Source organism: Streptomyces jumonjinensis (assembly GCF_009600885.1).
In the GTDB taxonomy this organism is placed as follows: Bacteria; Actinomycetota; Actinomycetes; order Streptomycetales; family Streptomycetaceae; genus Streptomyces; species Streptomyces jumonjinensis.
The window spans coordinates 88,149-115,131 of the sequence record NZ_VCLA01000023.1; the positions used below are offsets into that span (position 1 = coordinate 88,149).

A 26,983-nucleotide genomic window follows, 5' to 3' on the forward strand; every position below is an offset into this window, starting at 1 on the left:
GCGGGGCCGCGCGGCGGGTGGAGGGCGGTGCCGCGGCCCTCGGCGGTGGTGAGGGGCGCTGGAACACTCTCCGTCGTCATCGCGTGGCGCTCTTCCTCGTCAGGGGGTGGGGCGTCGGGACCAGGTCCTGGTAGAGGTCCAGAACGGCGGCGGCCGTCTTCCGTACATCGCAGGCGGCCCGTGCGTGGGCCCGTGCCTGCCGCCCGAGTTCGGCGCGCAGCCGGGCGTCGCCGAGCAGGGCGACGAGGGCCGCGGCGAGGGCGGGCGGGTCGTCCGGGGGTACGAGGCTGTGGGCCGTGTGACCGGGGGGCAGGCTCTCTCTGGCCCCGCTGACGTCGGTCACCAGAACGGGCCGTCCGCAGGCCATGGCCTCCAGCGGGGCGAGCGCCATGCCCTCCCAGCGGGAGGGGAGGACGACGAGGTCCGCCGCGAGCAGCCAGTCCCTGGGGTCGTCGACGGCTCCGGCGAACAGCACTCCGGGCGGTGCGCCGGCGGCCAGCAGGTCCCGGTCGGGGCCGTCGCCGACGAGCACCAGCCGGGCGCCGGGCACGGCGGCGCGCACGGCGGGCCAGGCGCGCAGCAGGGTGTCCTGTCCCTTCTGGCGGCAGAGCCGGCCGAGGCACAGGGCGAGGGGGGCGTCGCCGGGGATGGTCCGCAGCGGGCCGAGGGCGGCGCGGGCGCGGGCGCGTCCGGCGTCCTGGGCGTGTTCGTCCCCGTCCTCGGGGGCGAAGTGGCCGAGGTCGACGCCGTTGCGGATGACGGCCCAGCGGGCGGCGATCCCGGCGCGCTCCCCGGCCTGGCGCTCGGTCTCGCTGACGCAGAGGGTGCGGGTGCTCCAGCGGGTGGCGTAACGCTCCCAGACGCGCGCGTATCCGGCGCTCCGTCCGGCGACGGCGTCGAAGGACCAGGCGTGCGGCTGGAAGAGGGTCGGCACCCGGCCGCGGACGGCGAGGCGGGCGACGAGTCCGGCTTTGGCGCTGTGGGCGTGGACGAGATGGGGGCGTACGCGGCGGATCAGCCGGGCGGCGGTCAGCAGCTCGACGGGGAGCCGGGGGCCGGGGGCCCGTTCGGCGTGCCAGATGTGCACCCGTGCTCCGGCTTCGGCCGCGCGGCGGGCCAGTTCGCCGCCGGGCGGGCAGGCCACGACCGTCCGCACTCCCTCGGCGGTCTGCGCCCGGACCAGGTCGGTGACGACGCGGGCGACTCCTCCTTCCACGGGCTGCACCAGATGGAGAACGGTCGTTGGGCTGGGCTCGGTCCGGCTTCGTTGCGGCACGTGCGGCTCTCTTGGTACGTGGAGGGTGGGTCCGGCACGGGCGAGCGGCGCACCGCGCTGAGGTTCAGCGGCGCGTGTCCGCCTGCACGAACAGGGCGCCGAGGTGGTATCCGGGGTCCTCGGCGGTGAACCGGAAGGTCAGACCGGTGCCTCCGGACGCCAGGGCGGGCCCGATGTCGAACACGTCGGAGTCGTATCCGAGGGTGTTCGGATAGGCGGGCTGCCGGGTGATGGCACGGCCGGGCCCGCTGATGGTGGAGTTCATGAGGTCGGTGGCGGGGTTGGCGGCGTCGCGGAGCGCGAACGCCTCTCCGGTGTCCGTCCGTACGCTCACCGAGTCGCCCTGGTGGCCGCGGTCTCCGTCGTAGGAGACGATTCCCGCGCTCCCGGTGGCCCGGGCGGGGATGCGCAGCCCGGGGAGGGTGATCTCATGGGTCGTCCGGCTGGTGTCCAGCGCTTCGAATCCGTCCCAGACGGAGAGCTGGCGCAGGGGTTCGGCGCTGTTCTCGTAGGCGACGACGAGTGTCCAGCCGCCCCAGGTCCCGGCCTTTGAATTCCCCATCGCGACGTTGATCTGGGCCACGGTGTAGAGGCCGGATCCCGCTCTGCGCACCAGTGGTGTGATGTCGGCGGACGCCTGGAAGGCGTCCATGCCGTCGGCGTCGCGGTGGGCGATGGTGGTGTCCGCGAGTACCTGCTGGTACTGGCCGCCCTGTTCGGCGATGAGAACGCGTCCGTTGTCCTCCGGCGGCTTCTGTTCGCCGGCCCGGAGATTTCCGCCCCAGTACAGCCGGGCGTAGGTCACGGTCGAGTTCCCGGGCAGGGCGATTTCGGCGCGGCTCGAATTGTAGGTATTGGGGTCGTCGTCCTCGTCGATGTAGTGCATGTCGTAGTCGCCGTTGGTTCCGGCGGCGCCCTGCTGGACCGAGGAGCAGGCGGCGGCCGAGCCGCTCCGCGCGGCGCGGCAGGTGATGGAGGAGTTGGCGGCGCGGACGATGCCTCCGTGGTGCACGGCCTGGTAGCGCTGGGCGAAGGGGATGCGCGAGGACTCCTCCTGCCCGGAGACGTCGGTCCCGAGCAGTTCCGGCAGCCGTGGCAGATCGGCGATGTCGAGCGCGCCGTCCACCGCGGTGGCCGGCGGCAGCGGGGCGGCGGCGAGTGGGGTGGCGGCGAGCGGGGTGGTGGAAAACGCCAGCAGGAGCATCGCTCCCAGGATGCTTCGCGCGGCGAAGCCGGTCGGCTTCGGCATGACTGGCCCTTCCTGCTCGAACTACATGACAAAAACAGGAGTGCAGTTTGTCAGAAGCAGGTTGGAAAACACGTAAGACGCGCTCGCGGGATCTCTTGGGGCCATTCGGCGACTATCCCCGCTTAAAGCGGGCCGACCGGCGGTCACCGGCGAATCGGCCGTGAAGTCGGCAGAGAAACGGTATTGCGCATTTAGCCTTTCGGGTGACCTCTCACATCCCCTGGGCGGACCGCTCGTTGATCCCGCGCATGCGGCCCGGCGGAAGGGAAATCCTTTCCCCGGGGGAAGTCTCCCTTTCTCCTATCTATTGAGCACATGATCCGATAGTCCTACAAAAGGTCGATACGAGAATCTCCACCGAGGGTTTCTCACACGCCGGGATCTCGTTATCCCTGTGGACGGCGGGGAGAACCGTCGCCGGAGAAAGGGATCGATCAGATGAAGTACACCAGGGTCGCCGCGCTCATCGCCGGTTCTCTCGCCGCCGTCGGCGCGGCCTCTCCCGCGATGGCGGCGCCCGCCTCGGGAATGCCCCCCATGAGCCTCAACGGCGGCCTGACCCAGGCCATCAGCCAGACGCCGCTGCTGAACGGCGGCAGCGGAGACGCGGTCAAGGACGTCGCCGACACCGCGGCCGGACTCAACCAGGTCAAGGGCGACGCCCCGCAGAACGCCCTGAAGACGGTCGGCCAGGTCACGCCGCTGCTCGGCGGCGTCGAGCTGGGCAGCTGATCCGGCCGGCCGCGAGGCGGTGTCCGGCACAGGGGTACGGCAGTCGGTGGCCGCACCCCTGCGCCCCGCGCGCGTCCGGCGGCGACGCGCCACCCGTTCGACCCATTAGTCCGATGAGCTACCGGCACCAGCCCATTGGAGTGAACCGGCGGAACCAAACACCCCTGGCGGAGTTGCTCAGTGCGCTCCACTTGCGGGCAACCCCATGACAGAAGGACAGAACATGCTCAAGAAGGTTATGGCGACCGCTGCGGTCACCCTCTCCGTGGCGGGCGCGGGCGCGGCGATGGCCCCCCAGGCCATGGCCATCGGCGACCACGAGGGCACCACCTCGGTCAGCGGCAACGGCTCGGTCCAGGCGTACGGCAACTCCGAGACGCACGGCGACATGAGCCCGCAGCTCGGCCTGGTGCAGGGCTCGCTCAACAAGCCCTGTGTCGGTCTGCCCCTCAAGGCCAACCTCGGCTCCCTCATCGGCGCCATCCCGATCACCGTTCAGGACATCTCCGTCCTGTCGTCGCCGCAGAACCAGCAGTGCACCGAGAACTCGACGCAGGCCAAGGGCGACGAGCCGCTGTCGCACCTCCTCAGCAACATCCCGGTGCTCTCGGGCAACGGCGTCGCCAACAGCTGATCGCACCGCCCGTCCCCGACTCCCCCGGGGACGGCGGCGCTGTGAACACGCGTATACCCCGGCCCCTTTCGGAGCCGGGGTATATGTGCTGCCGAAAAGCGGATACGGCGTCACGACCCGCTCCAGAAACGTATGCGCCGCCCGGCGAATTCATTCCGCAGACGGGTGAAGGACGCATCCGTCCGGCCCGTGCCGGTGTTTGAATGACCGTGGAGCACGAAATCGGACTCCGCGCCGGACGCGGGCCTCCAGCCGGCGGCGCAGCGCGTCGCGAGGCAGCCGTGTCCTCCCCTCGGCATGGCGCGTCCGGGTGCGCTCGACGGTCCGCTCCGGCGGCGGAGGGCTTCACTCGAATGGCCCTCCGCCGACATCCCGTGCGAACCCCTCCGACCATTACGGCATTCGGGTGAACACGCGGAACCAAACGGGCCCAGAGCAGTTGATCAGGTTGCTCCACGATCGATCGTTCATAGCGAAAAGGAACACCAAGTGATCAAGAAGATTCTGGCTACCGCGGCGGTCACCGCTTCGATGGTGGGCGCCGGCGCCACGATGGCCCCCCAGGCCATGGCCATCGGCAACGACAACGGCACCACGTCCTTCAGCGGCAACGGCTCGACCCAGGCGTACGGCAACTCCGCCACCCACGGCGACATGAGCCCGCAGATGGCGCTGATCCAGGGCTCGCTCAACAAGCCCTGCATCGGCCTGCCGGCCAAGGCCAACGTCGGCTCCCTCATCGGTCTCATCCCGATCACCGTTCAGGACATCCCGATCCTGTCCTCGCCGCAGAACCAGCAGTGCACCGAGAACTCGACGCAGGCCAAGGGCGACGAGCCGCTGTCGCACATCCTCAGCAACATCCCGATCCTGTCGGGCAACGGCGCCGGCAACAGCTGAGCACCGCACTGAGGCGGAGTGTGCCCCTGAGCGCGGCGCGTTCGGGGGCATCTCCCATTCGGGTCCCATTCGGATTCCATTCGGAGTTCTTCGGGGCGTCGGATGCTCCGGCCGGCGGATTCCCGCAGCGGCCCCGAGAGCCGATGCCCCATGAAGGAAGAAGAAGCCCGTAATCGGCCTTCGTAGCCTCCTTCCCTCGGTTTGAAAAGACACCGTGCTGTATACGAGTGAATTTTCGAACCGACGGCCATACGAAAGTTGCTTTCCGGGAAGCCAGTCGTTACTAGCTCTGCGGGGGTGCGCATGGACAGAGAACTGTCGGCGCAGTGCGAAGGCCGTAGCTGCGTACAGCACCGCCACTGAAAGGATCAATGAAATGAAGCACAAGAAGGCTGCCGTCGTCGTCGTCGGCGCCCTCATGGCTCTGGGTTCCGCCGCTCCGGCCATGGCAGACGCGGGTGCCAGCGGTGCCGCCGTCGGCTCGCCCGGCGTGCTGTCCGGCAACGTGATCCAGATTCCCGTTCACGTTCCCGTCAACGTCTGCGGCAACACGGTCAACCTCGTCGGCCTGCTGAACCCGGCCTTCGGCAACACCTGCGCCAACGCCTGATATCGCGGCGATGCCGACCGGCGTCGCGGCGGTGGAGAATGACCGGCGGTACACCGGCGTTCAATGAATCCCGAGGTGCGCTCTCCAGCACCTCGGGATTCTTTTCCGCCGCGTCCACGGCGACGTCCGTCAGGGGGAGGGCGCCGCCGGTGTCCCGGGCCCGGCACGGCGGGACGCGCCCGGCCGAACCCCCCGGCCGAACCCCGGCCGAACCCCCGATCGTTCCCCCGGCAGTGACGAGAGCAACACCGGATCGGCCCTCTCCGTTCCGCACGGTATAAACCGCAGGCGATGAGCCCATCCCGGTATCGCATTCCAAGGACAGGGCCCCCGCGCACCATCCCGAGCAGCCGGGCGGACATTCCCGTACCGCGCCATGACGGGCGAAAAGCGCGGCGATCCCGGTTAAGCGCCCGTAAGCTCACCGGCATGCAGGTGATCCAGTCGACGAAGCTCGCCAATGTCTGTTACGAGATCCGTGGCCCGGTCCTTGAGGAGGCGATGCGGCTGGAGGCAGCGGGCCAGCGCATCCTCAAACTCAACACCGGCAACCCGGCAGCCTTCGGTTTCGAGTGCCCGCCCGAGATTCTGGAGGACATACTCCGCAATGTCGGAAGCGCACACGGCTACGGCGACGCGAAGGGGCTGCTCTCCGCACGCCGCGCGGTGACCCAGCACTACCAGACCAAGGGCATCGAGCTGGACGTCGAGGACGTCTATCTCGGCAACGGGGTCTCCGAGCTGATCCAGATGTCGATGCAGGCGCTGCTCGACGACGGCGACGAGGTGCTCGTACCCGCCCCGGACTATCCGCTGTGGACCGCGTCGGTCTCCCTCGCCGGGGGCACGGCCGTCCACTACCGGTGCGACGAGCAGGCCGACTGGATGCCCGACCTCGCCGATGTGGAGCGGAAGATCACCGACCGCACCAAGGCGCTGGTGATCATCAACCCCAACAACCCCACCGGCGCGGTCTACGACGACGAGCTGCTGCGCGGGCTCACCGAGATCGCCCGCCGCCACAATCTGATCGTCTGCTCCGACGAGATCTACGACAAGATCCTCTACGACGGGGCCACCCACACCCCGACCGCCGCGCTCGCCCCGATCTGATGGTGCTGACCTTCAACGGGCTCTCCAAGAACTACCGGGTGGCCGGCTACCGCTCCGGCTGGATGGCGGTCTGCGGCCCGAAGGCCCACGCCGCCTCCTATATCGAGGGGCTCACCATCCTCGCCAATATGCGGCTGTGCGCGAACATGCCCTCACAGCACGCGGTGGCCTCGGCCCTCGGCGGACGGCAGTCCATCGACGATCTCGTACTGCCGGGCGGTCGCATCCTGGAGCAGCGGGACGTGGCGTATGAGCTGCTCACCCGGATTCCCGGGGTCAGCTGTGTGAAGCCCAAGGGCGCGCTCTATCTCTTCCCCCGGCTCGACCCGAAGGTCTACAAGATCAAGGACGACCGGCAGATGGTCCTGGATCTGCTGCGCGCCGAGAAGATCATGGTCGTGCACGGTACGGGGTTCAACTGGCCCGAGCCCGACCACTTCCGGATCGTGACCCTGCCCGCCGCACCCGAGCTGGCCGACGCCGTGACCCGGATCGGGACGTTCCTCGACGGCTACAGCCAGCCCTGACCGCGCCCCGGCCGCCCCCGGCCGGACCTCCGGTCCGCCGGTCTGCCGGACCTCCGGTCCGCCGGGATCGCACACCGGCGATTCCGACTCGGCTCAACTTTAGACAGAATCTAAGCTAGGATGGTCTCCTGACAGTGAGCAGGAGGCCATCCCCATGTACGAGCCGATCCGCACCAAGTCGGTCCACACGATGGCCGAGCCCGCCGGGTACCCCCACCGCTCGCGGGAGGAGGAGCTGGACATCCAGCTCGCCGGTCATCTCTCCGCGCTGCTGGCCGTCACCGACGAGCTGGCGCTGGACGAAGCCGCCGAACGCGTCGCGGCCCAGATCGCCAGGCTGCGCGGCACGCCGCCGGTCCGCCATGCCGGGCTGAGCCGGGCGGAGCCCCAGGCCCTGCACCAGCGCGCCCACACCCTGGCCGGGCGGGCGCTCGTCGTCGCGGCGGCGCGCGCCGACACGACGGCGGCCGTCCTCGCGGCGGAGCGCATGGACGCGCATGCCGCCGTGCTCGACGCCTTCCGTCTGGTCGGCGCCCACTGACGGCCCCGGTCCACGGGCCGCGAAGGCGCGTGGACCGGGCGCCCCCTCGGCGCCTTCGGACGGGGCCCCCTTCCCCCGGGCCCCGGCCGAGGGCGCCTTCTCACGGCCCCCTGACGGCCCCCTGACGAGGAGCGGCCCCCGAAGACCCTGAGGGTGGTCTTCGGGGGCCCCGGGGCCGGCCGGCGGGCTCAGTGTGCCCAGCCGGTTCCGTGGTACGGCCCCGGACGCGGCGGACCTGGGTGACCCCACAGGTCAGGGCGGATGTCGGCGGGTCCGCCGCGACGTTCTCGAAGGACGGTCAGCCCAGGCGGGCGACCAGTGCGCGGTACTCGTCCCACAGCTCCTTCGGCGTGTGATCGCCGAAGGTGTTGAGGTGCTCGGGGATCAGCGCCGCCTCCTCGCGCCAGACCTCGGTGTCGACCTTCAGCAGGAAGTCGAGGTCGTCGTCGGCCAGCTCCAGGCCCTCCGTGTCCAGCGCGTCCGCGGTCGCCAGCACGCCGATCGGGGTCTCGACGCCCTCGGCCGTGCCCTCCAGGCGCTCCACGATCCACTTCAGGACGCGGCTGTTCTCACCGAAGCCGGGCCAGACGAACTTCCCCGCGTCGTTCTTGCGGAACCAGTTCACGTAGTAGATCTTCGGCAGCTTGGACTGGTCCGCGGACTGCCCGACCTTCACCCAGTGGGCCATGTAGTCGCCCATGTTGTAGCCGCAGAACGGCAGCATCGCGAACGGGTCGCGGCGCAGCTCGCCGACCCTGCCCTCGGCGGCGGCGGTCTTCTCGGACGCCACGTTCGCGCCGAGGAAGACTCCGTGCTGCCAGTCGAAGGACTCGGTGACCAGCGGCACGGCGCTCGCCCGGCGTCCGCCGAAGAGGATGGCCGAGATCGGCACGCCCTGGGGGTCCTCCCACTCCGGGGCGACGATCGGGCACTGCGCGGCCGGCACGGTGAAGCGGGCGTTGGGGTGGGCGGCCGGAACGCCGGACTCGGGGGTCCAGTCGTTGCCCTTCCAGTCGGTGAGGCGGGCCGGGGGCTCCTCGGTCATGCCCTCCCACCACACATCGCCGTCCTCGGTGAGGGCGACGTTGGTGAAGACGGCGTTGCCCCAGAGGGTCTTCATGGCATTGGCGTTGGTGTGCTCGCCGGTGCCGGGCGCGACGCCGAAGAATCCGGCCTCGGGGTTGATGGCGTACAGCCGGCCGTCCTCGCCGAAGCGCATCCAGGCGATGTCGTCGCCGATGGTCTCCACGGTCCAGCCGGGGACCGTGGGCTCCAGCATGGCGAGATTGGTCTTGCCGCAGGCGGAGGGGAAGGCGGCGGCGACGTACTTCGCCTCACCCTTCGGCGGGGTGAGCTTGAGGATCAGCATGTGCTCGGCGAGCCAGCCCTCGTCCCGCGCCATGACGGAGGCGATGCGCAGCGCGTAGCACTTCTTGCCGAGCAGGGCGTTGCCGCCGTAGCCGGAGCCGTACGACCAGATCTCGCGGGTCTCGGGGAAGTGCGAGATGTACTTGGTGGAGTTGCACGGCCAGGGAACGTCCTGCTCGCCCTCGGCGAGCGGCACGCCCAGGGTGTGGACGGCCTTGACGAAGAACCCGTCGGTGCCCAGCTCGTCCAGGACGGGCTGCCCCATGCGGGTCATGGTGCGCATGGAGACCGCGACATAGGCGGAGTCGGTGATCTCGACGCCGATGGCCGAGAGCGGGGAGCCCACCGGGCCCATGCAGAAGGGGACGACGTACATCGTCCGGCCGCGCATCGAGCCGCGGAACACGCCCTGCTCGCCGGTGAAGATCTCCTTCATCTCGGCGGGGGCCTTCCAGTGGTTCGTGGGGCCCGCGTCCTTCTCGTCCTCGGAGCAGATGTAGGTGCGGTCCTCGACCCGGGCGACATCCGTGGGGTCGGACGCGGCGTAGTACGAGTTGGGGCGCTTGGCCGGGTCCAGCTTGCGGAAGGTCCCCTTGGCGACGAGCTCTCCACAGAGCCGGTCGTACTCGGCTTCCGACCCGTCGCACCAGACGACGCTGTCCGGCTCCGTGATCGCCGCGATCTCGTCCACCCAGGAGATCAGCGCCTTGTGCTCGGTGGGGACGGTGGGGTGGACGGTGGTGGGAGCCGCGATGTCGCGCGCCACGATCGCTCCTAAATGAGAGTTCGAGGGTTAGCACTGTGTTGGTTGTCCTGCTGCCCCGTGGGGGCCGCGACCCGGATGCTTCGTAGCCGCTCATCCGGTGCCGACCGCACTCATCTGATCATCCGTGGCTCATGCCCATATGTCCAGAGGGCTTCTCATGTGAGCATCGCCACGTGTGTCATATCTGAGCTGCGATATTTTTCGTCCGGTTACGTTGGGATTGATACTGATATCGAGATCGCCGCCGAGTGGCATTCCGGCACGCCGGAGCGCGACCGAGGGTCTTGGCGATCCACTCCAAAGAGGTGGGCCGATGGTGAGTCCCGGCGGGAGGGAGGCTGCCCATGCCCTACCTACGGTTGCGTAGGTACCATCCAGGAATGACCTCTGCCGCGCCCCGAGTGACCGAGACAGAACCGCCCCCGGTGAAGCCGAAGCTGCGCGGCTGGCTGCACGCCGGGATGTTCCCCGCCGTGCTGGTCGCGGGGCTGGTGCTCACCGCGCTCGCCGGCTCCACCCGGGCCCGGGTGGCCTGCGCGATCTATGTGCTCACCGCGTGTCTGCTCTTCGGGGTGAGCGCGCTCTACCACCGGGGGAACTGGGGCCCCCGCGGTGAAGCCGTGCTCCGCCGGCTCGACCACGCCAATATCTTTCTGATCATCGCGGGCACCTACACCCCGCTGACGATGCTGCTGCTCCCCGACTCCACCGCCCAGCCGCTCATGTGGGCGGTCTGGGCAGCGGCGGCGGCGGGGATCGCCTTCCGGGTCTTCTGGGTCGGCGCACCACGCTGGCTCTACACGCCCTGCTACATCGCGATGGGCTGGGCGGCGGTCTTCTATCTGCCCGACTTCCTGCGCACGGGCGGGATCGCGGTCCTGGTCTGCGTCATCGTCGGCGGACTGCTCTACAGCGCCGGAGGAGTGGTCTACGGGATCAAGCGGCCCAACCCGTCGCCGCGCTGGTTCGGCTTCCACGAGGTGTTCCACTCCCTCACCCTGGCGGCGTTCGCGGTGCATTACGTCGGCATCTCGCTGGTGGCCTACCAGGCTTGATTCCTCCGGCGCGGCACCTTCACCGGGCCGTGTCGCTTCGTGCCGTGCCGTGCCGTGCCGCACCGCCCCAGCCCGTCCGCCCCAGCCCGTCCGGCCGTTCCCCCTGGCAGACGACACGGACATGGCTCCCAAGGCGGTCGATGCGGGACAATGACCGCCATGGCCGCCCTCGCGCACACCCCCTCCCGCGCCCCCTCGCCCACCGGGCTCGCCGGACCCGAGCCCCGGCAGGGGACGATGGGCCTGCGGGAGCGCAAGAAGCTCAAGACCCGGCGCGCGATCCGCCGGGCGGCCTACCGTCTGATCGCCCTCCAGGGGTACGAGACGACCACGGTCGAGCAGATCGCGGAGGCGGCCGAGGTCTCCCCCTCCACGGTGTTCCGCTACTTCCCCGCCAAGGAAGACATCGTGCTCACCGACGACTACGACCCGGCGCTGGAGTCGGCGCTGCGGGCGAGACCCGCCGGCGAGGACCCCCTGGACTCGGTCCGGCGGGTGCTGACGCACCGGCTGGCACTCGCCCTCCACGAGGAGCGGGACGCGGTCGTCCAGCGCACCCGGCTGATGGCGGAGGTCCCGGCGCTGCGCGCCCGGATGACCGAGAGCTTCTCCGGCGCCTTCGAGACCTTGGCCGTGACGCTGGCGGACCGCGCGGGCAGACCCCATGACGACCTCGACGTACGGGTGTTCACGGCGACGGTCCTCGCCGCGGTGCGCGAGGTGCTGCTGCACTGGGCCGCCCGGGGCCACGAGGGCGATCCGGTGGCGCTGGTGGACCGGGCGCTGCGGGCGCTGAAGGGCGGGCCGCGGATCTAGGCGTATCGCCCTGTGAGGTTTGGATGTCCCGGCCGGATCAGGATCGGGCCGGGCCCGCGTGCCCCGGCGCCGCACCACGTGGCCGTGCCGTACCCGATCTGCGGGCCCCCGGCCGCGTACTCGTGCTCACCGTCCCGGGGTCAACTCCCCGGCCAGCCGGTCGACCTCCGTCACCGGGGCCCGGCAGACGAATCCGCGGCAGACGTAGGCCGCCGCCTTCCCGTCCACCAGCGGCCGATCCCGCAGCAGCGGGAACTCGTCGCCGTCCGGCCGCCCGGACGCCACCACCGCGCCGGGCGCGGTCGCCAGCAGCGCCGTACGGAGCAGCCCGGCCGCCTCCGGATCGTCCTCGGCCCCGACGACGGCGACCTCCCTCGGCCCGTCCAGCAGCGCCTCCGCCACGGCGAGCCCCCATCCGATGAACCTGGGCGCCCTCGGCCCGAGCGCCGTCACCACGCCGAGCGCGTCCTCCGCGGCGGTGCGATGGGCCTCGGACCCGGTGTGCGCGGCATAGGAGAGCAGCGCTCCCGCGGCGGCGGTCCAGCCGGAGGGGGTCGCGTTGTCGGTGGGGTCCTGCGGGCGGCGGATGAGCTGTTCGGCGTCGTGCGCGGTGTCGAACAGGGTCCCGCCCTCGCCGGTGAACCGGTCGATGACCATGTCCAGCAGAAAACCGGCGAACTCCAGCCAGACGCCTTCCCCGGTGACGGACGCGAGCGCGAGAAAGCCCTCGGCGACATCGGCGTAGTCCTCCAGCACACCGGCGTTCCCGCCCGCCGCGCCGTCCTTGGAGGTACGGGTGAGCCGCGCCGCGCTGTCCATGTGCAGCCGGACCAGGAGATCGGCCGCCTCGGTGGCGCGCTCGACCAGATCGGGCCGGTCGAAGTAGGCGCCGGTCTCGGCGAGCGCGGCGATGGCGAGCCCGTTCCAGGCGGCCACGACCTTGTCGTCCCGGTCGGGCCGCTCCCGCCGCTCGCGGGCGGCGAGCAGCCGCTCCCGTACCCCGTCGTCCGGTTCCCCGCCGGGGAGCTGGAGCACGGAGGCGCCGTGCTCGAAGGTGCCCTCGGCGGTCACGGCGTACAGCTCGGCAGCGCGCCGTCCATCCGACTCGCCGAGGACCTCGCGGAGCTGCTCGGGGGTCCACACGTAATACGCGCCCTCGGTCCGCCGGCCGGACTCATCCGTGCTGTCGGTGCTGTCGGCGTCGAGCGCGGAGGCGAAGCCGCCCTCGGCCGTGCGCAGTTCCCGCACCATGAAGTCGGCGGTCTCCAGCGCGACGCGCCGGGCGAGCGCGGAGCCGGTGACCCGCCACAGATGCGCGTACACCCGGCAGAGCAGAGCGTTGTCGTACAGCATCTTCTCGAAGTGGGGGACGATCCACTCGCGGTCCACGGAGTAGCGCGCGAACCCGCCGCCGAGCTGGTCGTAGAGGCCCCCTCGGGCCATGGCCTCGCAGGTGTCGACGGCCATCTGGAGGGCGCCGTCGGATCCGGTGCGGGCATGGTGGCGCAGCAGGAACTCCAGCACCATCGACGGCGGGAACTTGGGCGCTCCGCCGAACCCGCCGTGCCGCTCGTCGTATTCGCGGGTGAGCCCGAGCAGCGCCTGGGCTAGCTGCTCCTCGCCGGGGACGCCCTGTCCGCCGTGGGCGAGGGACCGTCCCGCGAGATCGCGGGTGATCCTGCGCGCGACCTCGTCGACCTCCTCGCGCCGGTCGGACCAGGCGGCGGAGACACCTTCGAGGACCTGGCGGAAGGAGGTCATGCCGTGGCGCGGCTCGGGCGGGAAGTAGGTGCCGAAGTAGAAGGGTTCGGCGTCGGGGGTGAGGAATACGGTCATGGGCCAGCCGCCCTGTCCGGTGGCGGCCTGCACGGCCTCCATGTAGACGGCGTCGACGTCGGGGCGTTCCTCGCGGTCGACCTTGACGGAGACGAAGTGCTCATTGAGATAGGCGGCGGTGGCGTCGTCCTCGAAGGACTCGTGCGCCATGACATGACACCAGTGGCAGCTGGAGTACCCGACGCTGAGCAGGACGGGGACCGCGCGCTGCCGGGCCTCCGCGAAGGCCTCCGGGGACCAGGGCCACCAGTCGACCGGGTTGTCGGCGTGCTGCAACAGATAGGGGGAGGTCTCCCCCACGAGTCGATTCGGCATCCCCCCAACCTATGCCCCCGCCCGCTTCACCCCACCCGCCAGTCAGGAACGGCGTGCCGCGGTCAGGTGGGGGGGGCGTCCGTGGTCGGCGGGCTCGCTGGTGGGTTGCCGGACCGGCAGGATGCTCAACAGCCCGCAGCCGTAGGACTTGCCTCTTCCGATTCCCTCCCACATGGCTCGCCGCAGGGCGGACACGTCGTGGATCTCCGCCTCCCCGTCGAACTGTGCGAGGTGAAATCGGAGGCCCGCGCGTGCGCGGAGTCGGCTGACGAGCGGATGCCGGGGGGTCACGAGCCCGGACTGGAGACGGAGCCCCGCCTTGGCCGCACGCAACCTCCACCACTCCTCGGCGGCCTCCCCGTGCAAGGCCACCCGCTGCCCGACCCGGCCGCCTCCCGCCGAGGGAACGGCCAACTGTTTCGAAGGGTTGGCAGCGATCCGATAGCGCACCCGCATGCCCCCCGCGAGCGTGTCGAGGTACGACGTCAGGTGCAGCACCCCCGTCTCGGCGTATCCCTCGGGCAGGCGTCCGATCTCGGGCTGCACGTGACTCTGCACGAGGACCTGTACCGCGTCTCGCACGGGCTCCGTCCGGTAGAGGGCACCCACGTCGCTGCGGGGGGTGTCGGAGAGGCGGTCGGGGAAGAGGGACATGACGCGGCGGTGCATCAAGTGGGCGTCATTCAGGTCGTTCAACACGTCCCCTCTGCGCAGATCGGGGGTCAACCGGGTCAGCCAGAGGCTCATGCTGTTCCCACCTGTTCGGACTTCGAGGTGGCCTCCGGCTGTCGTGGGAGCATCGGAGCGGTCAGAGGGACGTGACCGACACGTACCGCGCGCGTTCCGTGCCGCCGCCGTGCCGAGAATGAGATCGGGTGGTCGTGGCGCAACTCGGCTCCTACGAACACGGGCACGGTGTCGCGCACGGTCCGCAGGTGCAGCGGTGTACCCGCGTCCAGGCGCTCGCGTGCACGGCGCAGCCGCGCTGGACGTGTCTCCAGCCAAGGATGGCCCTCCAGCACGTCGTCCACGTGACCGTCGTGTACCGCACGGCTCTCGTCCGGGTGTACGACGGGAGTACCGGGCGGGAATGCCTTGCGGCCGAGGAACAGGGGCCATCGAGGACGTCTCAGGGCCCGGTACAGGCCGCGCACCTCCTCGTCCGCTCCTTCGAGAACCACGAGGAAGAGCGCCCCCGACAGGTAGAACCGCTCGCTGACGACGGTGGCTCCCGCACCGCCTTCGGTGTTGGGCACGTTGGAAACGGTGTGGAAGTCGCGTTCCAGCTCGCCTTCGCGGTCCACCCGAACGCCCATCGACAGTGTGGCGAGTTCCCGAACGCGATCGTCGTCGTCCCTCGCCACGCCGAGGGCCGACGCGAGCAGACCGACGATGCCGGACTTCGTCGGTTCACGGGCCGTGTCCCGGCGGTCGAAGCGGGAGGAGACGCCCCAGGACTGCATGGGAGCGTCGAGGCACAGGATCAGGGTGGACATCACCGCACCGCTCCTCAGAGACCGGCCGAGCCGATGAGCCCCTCGACGAAGGCATCGATGCCCTTCGCCTCCTGACAACCACGTGGTTGGCGGTCGGAGAGCCCTCCGCTCGGATCAAGGGAGCCGTAGTGCACGCCGCGCAGCTCCTCGTCCCCGTAGAAGTCACGGATCTGATCGAAGTAACCCGTCATGCGCCGGGCGGACGTGTCCATCAGGTCCGCAACGTCGCCGACGGGCGAGAGGAACGCGTTAGCGAGGCTCCACGCCCCGTCCGTGCGTGCGACTCCCAACAGGACGTCGGGGACCGTCGGCGCGGCCATGGAGTTCTGCTTGCCGCGCGGGACGGCGTGGACGAAGGCCCGAAGCCAGGCCCGGACACTGCGGACCAAGAGCGTCTTGTCCTCGGCGGAGAGTTCCTCCGGGGGCACCGATTCCTCACCGAAGAGGTTGCGGAGCAGACGGTCCGTGTCCAGGTTGGCGTAGCGGTAGTAGCAAGCCGCGTTGTAGTCGATGGTGCCCATCATGTCCGCGGCGGGCTCCTCGGCCGGCCGCATGTCGTCCATGGCCGTGTAGAAGTCGAACTCGTTGGCCACGGCGTGGGTGGAGATGCTGTGGGCGACCTGGCTGGCGGAGATCACGGAGAAGTCCTGGTTGTCGGCGATCATCCGGCCGAAGAGCGCGATGTCGGCGACCCGGGAGGAGTCGAAGACCTTCCGCGCTTCAATGAGCTCCTTCTGCGTCGGCTTGACCTTGGTCCGTGACGCCTTCTTCGCGTCCGCCTTGCGCTTCTCCTCCTTCTCCAGCGCCTTTTCCAGGATGTCCCAGCGCTTCTCGCAGTAGTCCGCGAGATGCTCCACGGCGGCCGGTCCCACGTACAACAGGTACTCGGACCGCCCCCGGTCCTCGGTCACCCCGAATCCGAACGCCGCCAGCGCCTCTTGGGCCACCAGCTGCGCCCTGCCCACCTCGCACTTGCCGCGCTCAGCGAGGAGAATGCCGGCCCGTTCCGGCAGTTGCTTCGTCCGCCGCCCGATGTCACCCGTTTCCAGGCCGTGTGAGGTGAAGAGCTCACGTGCCGCCCGTTTCAGTGACTGGCTGGAGATCCGGGCCCGGGTGACCCCGCCGAACCGCACTGTCTTCGGCTGCCCGATGTCGTCCCGGTTGAGGTTGCTGACCGGGAAGGACTGGAGCAGGTGGAGCTCAATGATCATTCGTCATCCTGGGTGGTCGAATCGGGGGCCTGGTCGAGCGGGGTGCCAGGGTCGCCGCCCGGCTCGTCGTCCGCCCTCCGGGACCGGGCGACCGGGTGATGGTGGTAGTCGCTGATCCAGCGCAGTCGCACGCGTTGCCGCTCCTTCACCCGGTGATCCGTCTGGTCCGTCGAGAGGAGGACGACGAGATCGTCGAGGAGCCGTCCGTAGTTCAACGGCGTGTGGCTGCCGCGCAGGAGTCGCACAGCCTGGCGCACCTGGTGTTCCAGGGCCGCGCCCTCCACGGAAACGAGTTCGGTGAAGCGGCGCTCGACCGAACTCCCCTTCGCCCGTGCGAGAGCCCCGAGGGAACGGGCGAGGGTCGGTGCGTGTGGTCCGCCCAGCGAGCGGGGCAGGGGGTGCAGGGCGAAGAGACCGCTCACCAGCAGCCAGACGCCCTGCTCCTCTTCCGGCGGGCCGTACGGGACGACGATCCCGTACGCCTGCGCCTGGTGTCGCCCGCCGCTGAAGCCCCGGCTCAGCACGGCGAGCTCCGCACGCCCTCGGGCCACCAGATGCGTGGCGTCCGATTCCCGCGCCGTCGCGAGGGAGTGCAGGTGGGAGACGAACGCGTCACGCCGAGTCTGCCGTTCCTCACGGGCTTCGGTCCGTACCGTCATCGGGCGCTCCTCCTCGCGTCGATTCTCGTCGTCCGTGTTCGACAGCTCATGAGACCTCCGTGTACTGGGCGAGGTTCTCGCGGTGACGGTCGCGGAGCCACGTGGCGGCACGGAGGTAGTGCGTGTAGCTCTCACCGGCCGCCAAAAGCTCCCGGTCTCGTCGTCCGACGTCCTCCGCCCAGCGTCGAGCGGCCCGGCCCGCAGTGCCGTGAACGACGTCCGCCCATTCGGTCGCGGCCTGTTCGATCTCGGCGTCCGAACCCACCGAGACGCCGAGACGCCGAACGAGTTCGTTGAAGGGCTCAGCCACCCTCGGCCAGAAGTCGATTTCCAGAGCCGCGCGCCGCAAGGCCGCAGACGGTTTTCCGCGACGGCCGGAGGACGGAGGGGCGAAACTCTGGCGGTAGGTCGTCTCCATCACGCGCAGGGCGTTACCGAGGTTGTCGGCATAGGCGACGGCTTCTCCGATGACGTACCCGATACGGCGATCACGAGCCCGCATCAGGGCGACGGGGGCCGGAACCTCCTCCTCGTACCACGCGACGATGTTCCCGCCGTTCTTTCCCAACTCCTGTCCGAAGACCCGCAGCGTGAACACCGTCGAGTCGGGGATGACGTGCGAACCGTCCACCCTGGACACCGCAAGGGGTCGCAACCGGGCGGGCTCGGCTCCGGGAACCAGTGAGGGAACGAGCTTGTTCTTCGACGCGAGCTTCTTCTCCCCCGCCTTGCCCTGGTACTTACGGCCGGAGCGGCTCCAGCGCGCGACCTCCGGCAACAACAACTCCTGCGTGTACTGCCACACGCCGCGCACCCCCTCCAGCCGAACGGGCACGGTGCGTGCCGGCTTGGAATCCGAGATCCACCGTTCGCGGAAGGCCGCCATGGGTTCCACGTCCTGGGACAAGTCACCGTCGAGACGGGTCCCCGGAGTGCGCAGCACACCCACGACCGAAGCCCCCGCGGCCTCCCGGCCGCGGAAGAGCAGCACCCGCCGCGACGGCCAGGTCAAGGCGTCGGTGAGCCCCCGAGGGGGACGCGGCGGGCCCGGATCGGGCCGGTGCACCTCGTCGTCCTCCCAGGCGGGCCGATCCGCAGGGCCGGTACCGGTCGGACGCCCTTCGTCGGGCCGGTACGCGACGAGGTTGAGCAGAAGGGTCCTGCGGAGCGTGTCCCCCTCCAGGAGGGCGCATCCGAAGTAGCTGCCCAGAGAGGTCTGTGAAGAGGCCGGGCTCTTCTCGTATCCGGTCTTCTGCCCACCGGTGTCGTACGCCTGCAACGTGACCAGCCAGCGCGCGGCCTCGGCTGGTGACAGTTCCGGCCGTTCGGTGGCGGTGGTGTGGTCGAAAAGGGTGCGGTTGTTGCCGGTGGCCCACGGCGCGACGAGGACGGCGGTGCTCTGGTGCGGTTCGGCATCCTTGGCGGGATTCCACGAGGGACGCCTCGCGAGATCCGGGCACTGCAGGAACGGCCGGTGGGCATCGAACAGGTCGAACCGGGGCTCCGTGCGCTCCACATAGCGATCGAGCCGACGTCGGAACTCGTCTTCCTCGTCGAGCAGATGTGCTGGGTCGGCCATCCACAGCTCGTCCCAGTCGTCGTCATCGGGGGTGAACGCCCGGTGTAGGAGGGCCAGCACGAGCCGGTGCAGCGCCGCCGTCATCGTCGGGCTGCTGCCGACGAGGCGGCGGTGACGGTGCGCGTTGAGGACGAGGTCGACCAGACTCACTTGGGTGATGTGGTCGGAATCGAGCGGAAGCACTGGAAGCCAGGGTTCGCGCAACAAATCGAACGTCACTCGACCCCTCCGTCTTCTGGAACTGCGGCGCGGGATCAGTGAAGCGAATCCCGGCGCACCGCGCACACGTTCCTCAAGAAATCGCGGCCATCTCGCATACATTCGGCCAAGAGGCAGCGAGCTTGCCCGAAAATGGCCTATCGCCCCGGCCGTGGAGTTCGGTCAGGCCTTGCGGTCCCGGTCGGCTCTATGGCCGCTCTGACGTGTGCCGGTACCAGCACGACCGAATTCCGTGAGGGTCCGCAGACCCCATCTCGTACCCGGTGACATGGGGATGCGGGCCATCAGCGCCTCGCGACCCGCCTTCGGCGTGCCCCTCTCTGACCGGGCCGCCGCACGTTCCCACTGCTCCTCCCATCCGAGCGGGGAACGCAGTTCCTCGCCGTCGTCGTACACCCTGTCGAGTAATTCCTGTACCTCGTCGGGGCATTGGATGACGTCCCGCTCCCTCAGCACCGCCAACGTGCGAAGAAGGATCGCCTCGTCGTACACGTTCACGGCGTAACTGAAATTGACCGCCTTCCGTCCTGAGCGCGGCTCCGGCACCCTGATGAGGACGAACCGGATTTCAGGCCGTTCGGCGCCCACCCGGTGCCGCCCGATCCGTCCCATCCGCTGGATCAGGCTGTCGATCGGCGCCACCGCGCTGATCATCACGTCGAAGTCCAGGTCGAGACTGCTCTCCAGGACCATGGTGCCGATCACGACCGATCCCCCGCTCCCAGCCGCTGCGGTCATCGAACCCCGCGGCCCGAAGCGGGCGCGCAGGCGCCCTTCCGCCGCGAGCCGCTCCGCCGGATCGAGCCGCCCGTGAATCAACTCCGTCACCACGGTCTGCCCGGCCACGTCCCCCACCGCCCTCCGCAGCGACTCCCAGTCCCTCTCCGCCTCCCCGACGAGGTTGTGCACGATCGCGACGTTCCGACCCCGACGCGCCTCCCGCAAGGCGAGTTCCACGACGTCTTGCCGATCCACCCAGTGCAGCTGGACCACCCGGTCACGGTTGACGGGAGCGGCGGTGACGCCCACCGCGGACACCGTGCCCCCGACGGAGACATCGGCGGAAAGGATCCGCGGATAGGCGGCCGTCCCCGGAACTTCGGGTTCCGGCAGCTCCCCCACCGACAGCCCCAGGGCTCCCGCCCGCCAGCTGTTCACCAAGGCGTGCTGCTGGCGAGTCGACAGGGTCGCCGACAGGAGCACCACCGGTGTCCGCAGCACGCCCAATCGGTACAACAAGGTCTCGAACAGAACCCCCGCGTGCACGTCGTAGCCGTGCACCTCATCGAAGATGATCACCTTGCCCGAGAGCCCCGCCAGTCGCACGAAGACGTGCCCCGAGCGAACGGCAGCCTTCAACACCTGATCGACAGTGCTCACCACCAGCGGATTCAGGTGATCGGCCTTGGAGGACAGCTGAGCCTTCGCCTGCGCGTCACTGTCGCACCCGAACTGCTCCGATGCCCCGGAGCCGCCGTCCTCCGCGACGCACTCGGGACACAACGGTGGCGGACCGGCGGCGGACCGCCGGTCCAGGTACTCGCCCGCGGCGCCGTGGAACAGCTTTAGCCGACCCATTGCGTGTCCATCCCACGGCCTCAGCAGTTCGGCGGCAACCTCGTACGCCTGGTTACCGCTCGCCCTGGTCGGCATGGCCACGTGGAACCCCCGCAGATGATGCAGACGGATCATGCAAGCCGCAGCCTGCAAGGCAGCCTTCGTTTTGCCCTCACCGGTCGGCGCGGACAACAGGAACACCCCGAGTCCTCGCTCACCGGCGACCAATTGCTCCAGCCGGGTCTGGAGGTCGCGCCGTTCGGAACTCTGGGGGAACAACGATCCGAAGGAAGTGTCCTCGGGTACCGTGCACGCCTCCCACCCCAAGGACTTGACCTTCGGCTGCTCGGTCGCTGCCACTCCGGCGGCATACGCGGTCATGTCGACGCCCGCACCGGCGTGGGCCACCTCCTTCCGATCGGACGCGACCCAGTCACTGACCGAGGTGAGCGCCGCGAGGGCCAGTTCCGCAGGCCCGTCCATCGTCACCCGCGCCCAGTCGGCCGCACTCGGCTCACCTTCCGAGGTGCGACGCAACCTGCACAACTCGTCGGCCAGCGCCTCCACACGGGTGGCCCAGGTCTCCCCTCCGATCGCACCGCGCTTGTAGGAGACCTGCCGGAGATCGGCCGGGCCCGGAACGTACCCGTGGTGAGCGCCAAGCACGACCCCGATGGACTCGGCAGTCTCCGCCGAGGCGCCCCACTTCACCAGCAGTTTCCGTACGTACAGCGCGCTGATCAGCCCGTGCGCCACATCCGTCCGCGCCCCGGAACTCCTCGGACCTTCCCGCAACCGGTCGATGGCCGCGTGATCGGACTCTGGCAGCAGCGTCTTGGCGACGTCCGCCCTCAACCCCTGGAAGGTGGGTGAACACTTGCCCAGGTCGTGCAGTCCCGCCAGCCTCGCGGCCCACTCCCGCGCGTCCCCGAGCGGCTCCAGCGCCGCTTCCAGACGGTTCTTGAGATAGGGCCCAAGGCATAGGTCGAACAACTGGGACGCCACTTCCGCGGTGTCCAACGCATGACAGATGAGGGGGTGCGGCCGGGAACCGTTGCCCAGCTTCCCCCAGATCGGACGGACATCGACTGGCAGGCGGAATTCACCGTTCGAGAGGGACACGACGCCCACCCAACCAAATGCCGGACACCGACGGGCGGGAATTCCGCTCCTCACCCCCTACGAACCGCCGCTCCATCAATCCCGCCTGCTGTCCTCGCGACGGGTCGAGAGGGCTCCCCCGCCATGTCGACCTCGGAGTACGCGGAGCACCGCAAGCCCTCGCTCCCTCACAAACCCTCTCCCTGTAATAGACAATGTATTACACTAGGGCCATGAAGCCATCCCGCCCCGGGACCACCGAGAACATCTCCGTGTCCATGCCCGCCGAGCTGGTCAGCGAGCTCCGCTCCCGAACCGGCCGCCGCGGCCTGTCCAGCTACATCACCGAAGCTGTCAGACACCAGCTCGCCATGGACGGGCTCGCCGAGATCGTCGCGGCCCATGAGGAAGAGCACGGCGCGCTCACGGAGCAGGAGATCGAAGCCGCTCGTCGCGAGCTGTTCGGAGACGTGAACGCCGAGGATGTCGAGCGGGGCGCCGCGTGAAGGAGCAGCCAGCCCGCTCGCTGGTGCTCGACTCCGAGGCTCTCTCCCTGCTCCTACGCAACGACCGAGGCATGGCGGCTCGCATCGAGGCATCCCGGCAGGTCGGGGTTCCCGTCCTCGTGTCCGCACTGACCATCGTTGAAGCAGTACACGGGAAGACTGATCTGGCGCGCTTGAAGTGGGTGCTCTCCCGGCTGCGGGTGGAACCGGTCAGCCAGGAGGACTCGCTGACCGCAGTAGCGCTGCTTCGGGACGCAGGCGGGCTGCACGGGCACAAGTACGCGATCGATGCCCTCGTCGCCGCGCTCGCGCTCCGCGCTCCGGCCCCCGTGATCGCCCTGACCTCCGACCGTGACGACTGGTCGAAGCTCTGCGGGAAGCGCGTGATCATCAGAGACGTGTAAGCACCACCGACTACTGGGTCTGCGAGTTCACTGGCACCAGTGGCAGCTGGAGTACCCGACGCTGAGCAGCACGGGGACCGCGCGCTGCCGGCCTCCGCACGGTGAACAGTTCACCACGGCAATTGATGACCCCGAAACAATCAATCACCCCTGTCCGGCGGCCGATTCGGCATCACGACGGGACGCGGTGGCGGGGCGGTGGGGGGCGGCGCATCCTGGAACCAGTCGAGCAGGAAAGGAGAGTCGCGATGAACGGCCAGAACGATGTCGGCGTCGCCACCGACCGAGTACTCACCGCGCAGGAGGGGGTGGAGGCCAAGAGCCGCATCGCCGGGCGCAGAGACAGCAGGCAATGGCACTGGATGGGAAATTACGGTGACCCCGTCGACGCGGTCACCGTGGCGAACTCGCCTCCGGCGTGTCTGTCCGGGGACGTCGTCTTCAGCGTCAACGGCAATCTGGTTCCGGCGTGGATGTTCTACTGACCCCGGTCCGCTGAACCCGGTCCGCTCAGCCCCTGAACTCCGGTCGGCCGCCCCGGTCCACAGATCCCGTTCCCCCGGTTCCCCCCGATCTCGCCGTGATCCCGGGCTGCGAGGGAACCGGCGGTGCGGCGTCCGCGTCCCGGGCTCATATGGACCGCTCGCCGCTGGACCGCTTCCTCGCCGACCGCCCTCCGCCGGGCCGCCCCGCCGCGGGCCGCCCCGACCCCGGAGCCCCCTGGGCCCCCGGCTGTCTCAGCCTCCTGCTCGGCGGGCTCGCCGGATACGGCGCGGACCGGCTCTCGCGCGCCGCGCGGCAGGAGTGCAATGTGATCCTGCGCGAGCACCCCGGCCTGTTCGACTGGTGGACCTGGAGCGCGCCGCTCACCGTCATCGCCGCCGCGTTCACCGGACTCATCGCCTGGGGGCTGCCCGCCGCGCTGCTGCGGTGGACCGGACGGCGCGGACGGCAGCGCGGAGCATGGCGGCACGGAGCATGGCGGCTCGCACCCTGGGCGGTCTTCGCCGGAGCGCTCGCCGCCCTGGCCCTCTGGCACTTCGCCTGGCTCGGCACTCCCGCCGCCGGGGGCAACGACCCCGACCGGGGCCGCTGCGCCGTCGGCAACGTACCGCCCTGGTGGCCCGACCGGCTGCCCAGCTGACCGAGAGCGACCGAGAACCACCGCGGACGCCCGCGGACGCCCGGCACAAGACCACCCGGACGATCTCCCCCTCCCGCGCATGGAAGCCCCGCACCCCGGACACCTGAAGGGAAACGAACACGGAACAGTGGAGGGGGACCCCCATGCGGGAAAGCCACCGGACCGAAGCCGAGAGACTGCTGGCACGCGCGATCGAGGAGGAGGCCCGGCGCACCGGCGGGCGTACGGACACCCAGGTGCTGCTGGCCCGGGGGCGGGCGGCGCTCGACGCCATGGCCGCGAACGCCGCCGACGAGTACACCGCCTACGAACAGGCCCTGACCGAGGCGGAAGCCTCCCGGCAGCCCCTGTCCGCCCAGTTCGACAGGCGCCATATCGTGGCCCCCGCACTGGTGACCGCCGTCGCCTCGGCCGCCGCCGTGGGCGCCGACATCGCCCTCGGCACCACGGCCGGCACCGCGCTGGCCGCCGGGGCCGCCGTCGCGGTCGCCGGAGCCGCCGCCACCGTCGCCAAGGCGACCGCCGCCCACTGGCCCGCGGCCCACCGCCGGGCCGGAGCGCTCGGACAGCCCGGCGGCGCCGAGCAGTTGCGGCTCCAGTGGCTCACCGCCCTGGAGGTACGCGGCATCCGGCCCTTCCTCGACCAGCAACGGGTGCTCGCCGCCACGGCGCGGACGCCCCAGAAGCCCGCCGCCGCGCCCCAGCTGCGCGGCGCGGACCGCAGCGCCGCCGCCCGGAGCCGTTCCCTGCTCGCCCAGTCCTTCGGCCAGCTCCCCGAACCGGACGGCCCGTTCGCGGGCCGGCGCGAGGCGGTGGCCCGGATCGCCCAGTGGGTGCGCGCCGCCCGCGCCGCCACCGAGACCAGGCCCACCGTCGTCGTACTCCACGGACCGCAGGGCTCCGGCCGCACCACCCTCGCCGTACGCGCCGCCCACCATCTCAAGGACCAGTTCCGCGGCGCCTGCCTCGTCGATCTGCGCGGCGCCAGCGGAGAGCCCCTCACCACCCGTGACGCCCTGCTCCATCTCCTCAACCGGCTCGGCGCACCCCGCGAGCAACTCCTCTTCCGGGAGAGCTCATCCGCCGAACAGCAGGTGAAGCGGCTCGGCGACCTCTACCACCAGCGGCTGACCGGCCTCCCCGTCGCGGTGATCCTCGACGACGCCGACGACCCCGAGCAGATCCGCGCCCTCATCCCGGAGCGCTCCGACAGCCTGGTGCTCGTCACCGCCCGCGAACCGCTGGAACTCCCGCCCGGCACCCCCGCCCGGGTCCACCATCTCCCCGTCGAGGCCCTCGACGACGCCGGAGCCGAGGAACTGCTCCAGGCCGTCGCCGGACCGTCGGAAGACCCCTACGACGGGCAGTCGGCGATGCGGGTGCGCGAGCTCTGCGGCGGGCTGCCGCTCGCCCTGCGGATCGCCGGCTCCTCGCTCGGCGAGCGCACCGCCCAGCGGCTCGCCGCCGACCTGGCGGCCTACAGCGCCCACGGCCCGGTCGAACGCGCCCTCTGGCTGCGCTACACCGACCAGCCCGAGCCGGGCCGGCGGCTGCTGCGCCGGCTGGCGCTCGCCGGCCGGGCCTCCCTCGGCGCGGCTGCCGCCGCCGCCCTGCTCGCCGCCGACGAGCAGGAGTCACAGTCCCTGCTGACCTCGCTCGCGGACGCCGGACTCGTCGACCGGGTCCGCTCCAGCCGCTACCGGCTGCACGACGCCGTACGCGCCTTCGCCACCGACCGGCTCCGCGACGAGGAGGACGCCGCCGACCGCACCGCCGCACAGGAACGGCTCATCCGCAACCACGCCGACCTCGCCGGAGCCGTGATCCGCATGGTGGACGGCAAGATGTCCACCCGGGCGGGGAGATTCGGCTCCCACGGCTTCTCCTCGCTCGACTCGGCGCTGCGCTGGCTCGACGACGAATCCAGCTTCATCACCTCCGCGCTGCGCCATTCCGAGGGCGTGGACCAGCAGGCCGTGGTCCATCTGCTCGGCGCGCTCGCCGACTACTGTCTGCTGCGCGGCGACCTCTACCGGCTGGGCGAGATCAGCGAGCTCTCCCAGGCCGTCGACCAGGGGCTGCTGGAGCGCTCCGTGCAGTGGCGCACCGGTATCGCGGCCCGTCAGCTCGGCGAGCTGGACAAGGCCCGCACCACCCTCTCCTCCGTCGTCGGCCGCTACCGCGAGGCGCAGCACGAGGCGGGCACCGCGCTCGCCCTCTGCTCGCTCGGCATCACCCTGCACCACCAGGGCAATCTCACCGAGGCCGCGACCCGGCTGACGGAGGCGATCGAGCTCCAGTCGCCGCCGGAGCAGGCCGCGGACCGGGCGTGGTCCCTGCACGCGCTCGCCGCGGTCCGCCGCGACCAGGCCGAGCTGGCCGAGGCGCTCGCCCTGCTGGCGACGGCGCTCGAACTGCACCGGAAGGGCGAGTCGCTGCACGGCGAGGCATGGACCCACTTCCAGCTGGGCCAGGTCTGTCTGCGGATGGGCGATGTGGAGCGCGCCGAGTCGGAGCTGCGGACCGCGCTGGAGCTGTACGGACGTACGGGCGACGGCCGGGGCCAGGCGTGGGCGCTCACCCAGCTGGCCCGGGCCCGGCTGGTGGACGGGGATCCGGCGGCGGCGGCCGAGCGGCTCGGGCAGGCGCTCGCCCGGCACCGGGACGAGGAGGACGCGCGCGGTGAGGCGTGGACCCTGTACTACCTGGGGCAGGCCCTGGAGGAGAGCGGCGACCGCGACCAGGCGGTACGGGAGCTGGAGCGGGCGCGCACGATGTTCTCGCGGATGCGCGATGTGTACGGGCTGGCCTGCGCCCGCCATCACGCGGGCCGGGTCACCCGCGACCAGCGCGCGGCGCGGACCGGCAACCTCCGCAACTCCGGCTTCGCCCGTCAGCTGCTGCTGGACGCCCGCGCCGACTTCCGCCGGATCAAGGTCGCCCATGGGGAGGCATGGACCTGTCTGGAGCTCGCCGTGATCGACGCGGGGAATCTCCGCGCCGGGCAGGCGCTGGGGCTCTGCGACGAGGCGGCGGAGCTGTTCGACTCGTACGGCGACGAGCGCGGCGGCGACTGGGCCCGCTTCCTCCGCTGCACCCTGCTGCCGTACGCCTCCCCGGGCGGGGCCGAGGTCGGCGCCGTCGTCGCGCAGGAGGAGCTGGTCCGGCTGATGGGCGCGGCGCACGCCGCCCGGGACGGCAGGCTGGAGGACTGCGCGAAGGCGCTCACGGTGATGCTGGAGCGCGGGGTGCGCCTGGAGGACGGCTGGCAGGCGTGGGAGCTGGGGCTGGTGCCCGGCCGGCAGGCCCGGGAGGTGATGGGCGTCCCGGTGCCGGGGGCCGCCTAGCGCTCCCGGCGAGGGCACGGCT

Annotated in this window: 22 protein-coding genes and 1 pseudogene; 13 read left to right on the plus strand and 10 right to left on the minus strand. The window is 70.4% G+C overall.

Annotated features, from left to right (window positions below):
- Positions 1–76: 76 nt before the first annotated feature.
- Together FF041_RS02945 and FF041_RS02950 are read right to left on the minus strand one after the other, a co-directional pair.
- Positions 77–1,276 carry a glycosyltransferase family 4 protein gene (locus FF041_RS02945; protein ID WP_323391068.1) on the minus strand — a complete coding sequence of 400 codons (1,200 nt, stop codon included), beginning with the start codon at positions 1,274–1,276 and terminating at the stop codon, positions 77–79.
- 64 nt (positions 1,277–1,340) lie between these two features.
- Positions 1,341–2,525 (minus strand): DUF3344 domain-containing protein, encoded by a 1,185-nt coding sequence (locus FF041_RS02950; protein ID WP_153520893.1) that lies wholly within the window; start codon positions 2,523–2,525, stop codon positions 1,341–1,343.
- A gap of 438 nt (positions 2,526–2,963) precedes the next feature.
- Here FF041_RS02950 and FF041_RS02955 point away from each other — a divergent pair, with 438 nt between their 5' ends.
- From FF041_RS02955 to FF041_RS02980, 6 genes and pseudogenes are all read left to right on the plus strand, one after another.
- Entirely contained in the window at positions 2,964–3,257 is a 294-nt protein-coding gene (locus FF041_RS02955) for a hypothetical protein (protein WP_153483018.1), read from the plus strand.
- A 223-nt stretch (positions 3,258–3,480) separates the two neighbouring features.
- The gene (locus FF041_RS02960; protein WP_153483016.1) at positions 3,481–3,891 is read left to right on the plus strand and encodes a rodlin; all 411 of its coding nucleotides are present in this window, start codon (positions 3,481–3,483) and stop codon (positions 3,889–3,891) included.
- Between the two features lie 489 nt (positions 3,892–4,380).
- Positions 4,381–4,791, plus strand: a complete 411-nt coding sequence (locus FF041_RS02965) for a rodlin (protein WP_323371532.1) — start codon at positions 4,381–4,383, stop codon at positions 4,789–4,791.
- Positions 4,792–5,167: 376 nt separating this feature from the next.
- Positions 5,168–5,401 (plus strand): chaplin, encoded by a 234-nt coding sequence (locus FF041_RS02970; RefSeq protein ID WP_153520894.1) that lies wholly within the window; start codon positions 5,168–5,170, stop codon positions 5,399–5,401.
- Between the two features lie 429 nt (positions 5,402–5,830).
- Positions 5,831–7,041 (plus strand): annotated as a pseudogene (locus FF041_RS02975) (pyridoxal phosphate-dependent aminotransferase).
- A gap of 154 nt (positions 7,042–7,195) precedes the next feature.
- Positions 7,196–7,582: an SCO4983 family protein gene (locus FF041_RS02980; RefSeq protein WP_153520895.1), complete on the plus strand. Its 387-nt coding sequence runs from the start codon at positions 7,196–7,198 to the stop codon at positions 7,580–7,582.
- Positions 7,583–7,880: 298 nt separating this feature from the next.
- Here FF041_RS02980 and FF041_RS02985 read toward each other — a convergent pair whose 3' ends face one another.
- On the minus strand, positions 7,881–9,716 hold the full coding sequence (locus FF041_RS02985; RefSeq protein ID WP_323391070.1) for a phosphoenolpyruvate carboxykinase (GTP): 1,836 nt from the start codon (positions 9,714–9,716) through the stop codon (positions 7,881–7,883).
- 380 nt (positions 9,717–10,096) lie between these two features.
- Here FF041_RS02985 and trhA point away from each other — a divergent pair, with 380 nt between their 5' ends.
- Both trhA and FF041_RS02995 read left to right on the plus strand, forming a co-directional pair.
- Positions 10,097–10,771 (plus strand): PAQR family membrane homeostasis protein TrhA, encoded by a 675-nt coding sequence (gene trhA, locus FF041_RS02990; protein WP_153483012.1) that lies wholly within the window; start codon positions 10,097–10,099, stop codon positions 10,769–10,771.
- Between the two features lie 150 nt (positions 10,772–10,921).
- Positions 10,922–11,587 (plus strand): TetR/AcrR family transcriptional regulator, encoded by a 666-nt coding sequence (locus FF041_RS02995; RefSeq protein ID WP_449657495.1) that lies wholly within the window; start codon positions 10,922–10,924, stop codon positions 11,585–11,587.
- 126 nt (positions 11,588–11,713) lie between these two features.
- Here the strand turns inward: FF041_RS02995 and FF041_RS03000 are convergent, their stop codons facing one another.
- The 7 genes from FF041_RS03000 to cas3 all read right to left on the minus strand — a co-directional run bounded on the left by FF041_RS03000 (position 11,714) and on the right by cas3 (position 21,581).
- A complete protein-coding gene (locus FF041_RS03000; RefSeq protein WP_153520897.1) occupies positions 11,714–13,738 on the minus strand; it encodes a thioredoxin domain-containing protein in 2,025 nt (674 codons plus the stop codon).
- A gap of 42 nt (positions 13,739–13,780) precedes the next feature.
- Positions 13,781–14,485 carry a type I-E CRISPR-associated protein Cas6/Cse3/CasE gene (cas6e, locus tag FF041_RS03005; RefSeq protein ID WP_153520898.1) on the minus strand — a complete coding sequence of 235 codons (705 nt, stop codon included), beginning with the start codon at positions 14,483–14,485 and terminating at the stop codon, positions 13,781–13,783.
- Positions 14,482–15,234 carry a type I-E CRISPR-associated protein Cas5/CasD gene (gene cas5e / locus FF041_RS03010; protein WP_153520899.1) on the minus strand — a complete coding sequence of 251 codons (753 nt, stop codon included), beginning with the start codon at positions 15,232–15,234 and terminating at the stop codon, positions 14,482–14,484. The genes cas6e and cas5e overlap by 4 nt, the downstream gene beginning before the upstream one ends.
- Before the next feature lie 14 nt (positions 15,235–15,248).
- The gene (cas7e, locus tag FF041_RS03015; RefSeq protein WP_153520900.1) at positions 15,249–16,445 is read right to left on the minus strand and encodes a type I-E CRISPR-associated protein Cas7/Cse4/CasC; all 1,197 of its coding nucleotides are present in this window, start codon (positions 16,443–16,445) and stop codon (positions 15,249–15,251) included.
- A complete protein-coding gene (gene casB, locus FF041_RS03020) occupies positions 16,442–17,104 on the minus strand; it encodes a type I-E CRISPR-associated protein Cse2/CasB (protein WP_153520901.1) in 663 nt (220 codons plus the stop codon). The genes cas7e and casB overlap by 4 nt, the downstream gene beginning before the upstream one ends.
- Positions 17,105–17,150: 46 nt before the next feature.
- Positions 17,151–18,968: a type I-E CRISPR-associated protein Cse1/CasA gene (casA, locus tag FF041_RS03025; protein WP_194291915.1), complete on the minus strand. Its 1,818-nt coding sequence runs from the start codon at positions 18,966–18,968 to the stop codon at positions 17,151–17,153.
- A gap of 96 nt (positions 18,969–19,064) precedes the next feature.
- Positions 19,065–21,581, minus strand: coding sequence for a CRISPR-associated helicase Cas3' (gene cas3 / locus FF041_RS03030; RefSeq protein ID WP_153520903.1), 2,517 nt, complete (start codon positions 21,579–21,581; stop codon positions 19,065–19,067).
- Positions 21,582–21,793: 212 nt separating this feature from the next.
- Here cas3 and FF041_RS03035 point away from each other — a divergent pair, with 212 nt between their 5' ends.
- The 5 genes from FF041_RS03035 (at position 21,794) to FF041_RS03060 (ending at position 26,961) form a co-directional block, all read left to right on the plus strand.
- Complete coding sequence (locus tag FF041_RS03035) at positions 21,794–22,066, plus strand: hypothetical protein (RefSeq protein ID WP_153520904.1); 273 nt, start codon at positions 21,794–21,796, stop codon at positions 22,064–22,066.
- The gene (locus tag FF041_RS03040) at positions 22,063–22,470 is read left to right on the plus strand and encodes a PIN domain-containing protein (RefSeq protein WP_323391073.1); all 408 of its coding nucleotides are present in this window, start codon (positions 22,063–22,065) and stop codon (positions 22,468–22,470) included. Before FF041_RS03035 ends, FF041_RS03040 begins: the two co-directional genes overlap by 4 nt.
- Positions 22,471–22,718: 248 nt before the next feature.
- Positions 22,719–22,955, plus strand: coding sequence for a hypothetical protein (locus tag FF041_RS03050; protein WP_153483001.1), 237 nt, complete (start codon positions 22,719–22,721; stop codon positions 22,953–22,955).
- Positions 22,956–23,104: 149 nt separating this feature from the next.
- Positions 23,105–23,614 (plus strand): hypothetical protein, encoded by a 510-nt coding sequence (locus FF041_RS03055; protein ID WP_153520906.1) that lies wholly within the window; start codon positions 23,105–23,107, stop codon positions 23,612–23,614.
- A 143-nt stretch (positions 23,615–23,757) separates the two neighbouring features.
- A complete protein-coding gene (locus FF041_RS03060) occupies positions 23,758–26,961 on the plus strand; it encodes a tetratricopeptide repeat protein (protein WP_153520907.1) in 3,204 nt (1,067 codons plus the stop codon).
- The last annotated feature ends 22 nt before the right edge of the window (positions 26,962–26,983 follow it).

Bases quoted from the DNA above. Each gene is read 5' to 3' on its own strand.
- FF041_RS02950 (WP_153520893.1), bottom strand. From the start codon at position 2,525: ATGCCGAAGCCGACCGGCTTCGCCGCGCGAAGCATCCTGGGAGCGATG.
- FF041_RS02955 (WP_153483018.1), top strand. From the start codon at position 2,964: ATGAAGTACACCAGGGTCGCCGCGCTCATCGCCGGTTCTCTCGCCGCC.
- FF041_RS02960 (WP_153483016.1), top strand. From the start codon at position 3,481: ATGCTCAAGAAGGTTATGGCGACCGCTGCGGTCACCCTCTCCGTGGCG.
- FF041_RS02970 (WP_153520894.1), top strand. From the start codon at position 5,168: ATGAAGCACAAGAAGGCTGCCGTCGTCGTCGTCGGCGCCCTCATGGCT.
- FF041_RS02980 (WP_153520895.1), top strand. From the start codon at position 7,196: ATGTACGAGCCGATCCGCACCAAGTCGGTCCACACGATGGCCGAGCCC.
- trhA (WP_153483012.1), top strand. From the start codon at position 10,097: ATGACCTCTGCCGCGCCCCGAGTGACCGAGACAGAACCGCCCCCGGTG.
- FF041_RS02995 (WP_449657495.1), top strand. From the start codon at position 10,922: ATGACCGCCATGGCCGCCCTCGCGCACACCCCCTCCCGCGCCCCCTCG.
- FF041_RS03000 (WP_153520897.1), bottom strand. From the start codon at position 13,738: ATGCCGAATCGACTCGTGGGGGAGACCTCCCCCTATCTGTTGCAGCAC.
- cas6e (WP_153520898.1), bottom strand. From the start codon at position 14,485: ATGAGCCTCTGGCTGACCCGGTTGACCCCCGATCTGCGCAGAGGGGAC.
- cas5e (WP_153520899.1), bottom strand. From the start codon at position 15,234: ATGTCCACCCTGATCCTGTGCCTCGACGCTCCCATGCAGTCCTGGGGC.
- cas7e (WP_153520900.1), bottom strand. From the start codon at position 16,445: ATGATCATTGAGCTCCACCTGCTCCAGTCCTTCCCGGTCAGCAACCTC.
- casB (WP_153520901.1), bottom strand. From the start codon at position 17,104: ATGACGGTACGGACCGAAGCCCGTGAGGAACGGCAGACTCGGCGTGAC.
- FF041_RS03035 (WP_153520904.1), top strand. From the start codon at position 21,794: ATGAAGCCATCCCGCCCCGGGACCACCGAGAACATCTCCGTGTCCATG.
- FF041_RS03050 (WP_153483001.1), top strand. From the start codon at position 22,719: ATGAACGGCCAGAACGATGTCGGCGTCGCCACCGACCGAGTACTCACC.
- FF041_RS03055 (WP_153520906.1), top strand. From the start codon at position 23,105: ATGGACCGCTCGCCGCTGGACCGCTTCCTCGCCGACCGCCCTCCGCCG.
- FF041_RS03060 (WP_153520907.1), top strand. From the start codon at position 23,758: ATGCGGGAAAGCCACCGGACCGAAGCCGAGAGACTGCTGGCACGCGCG.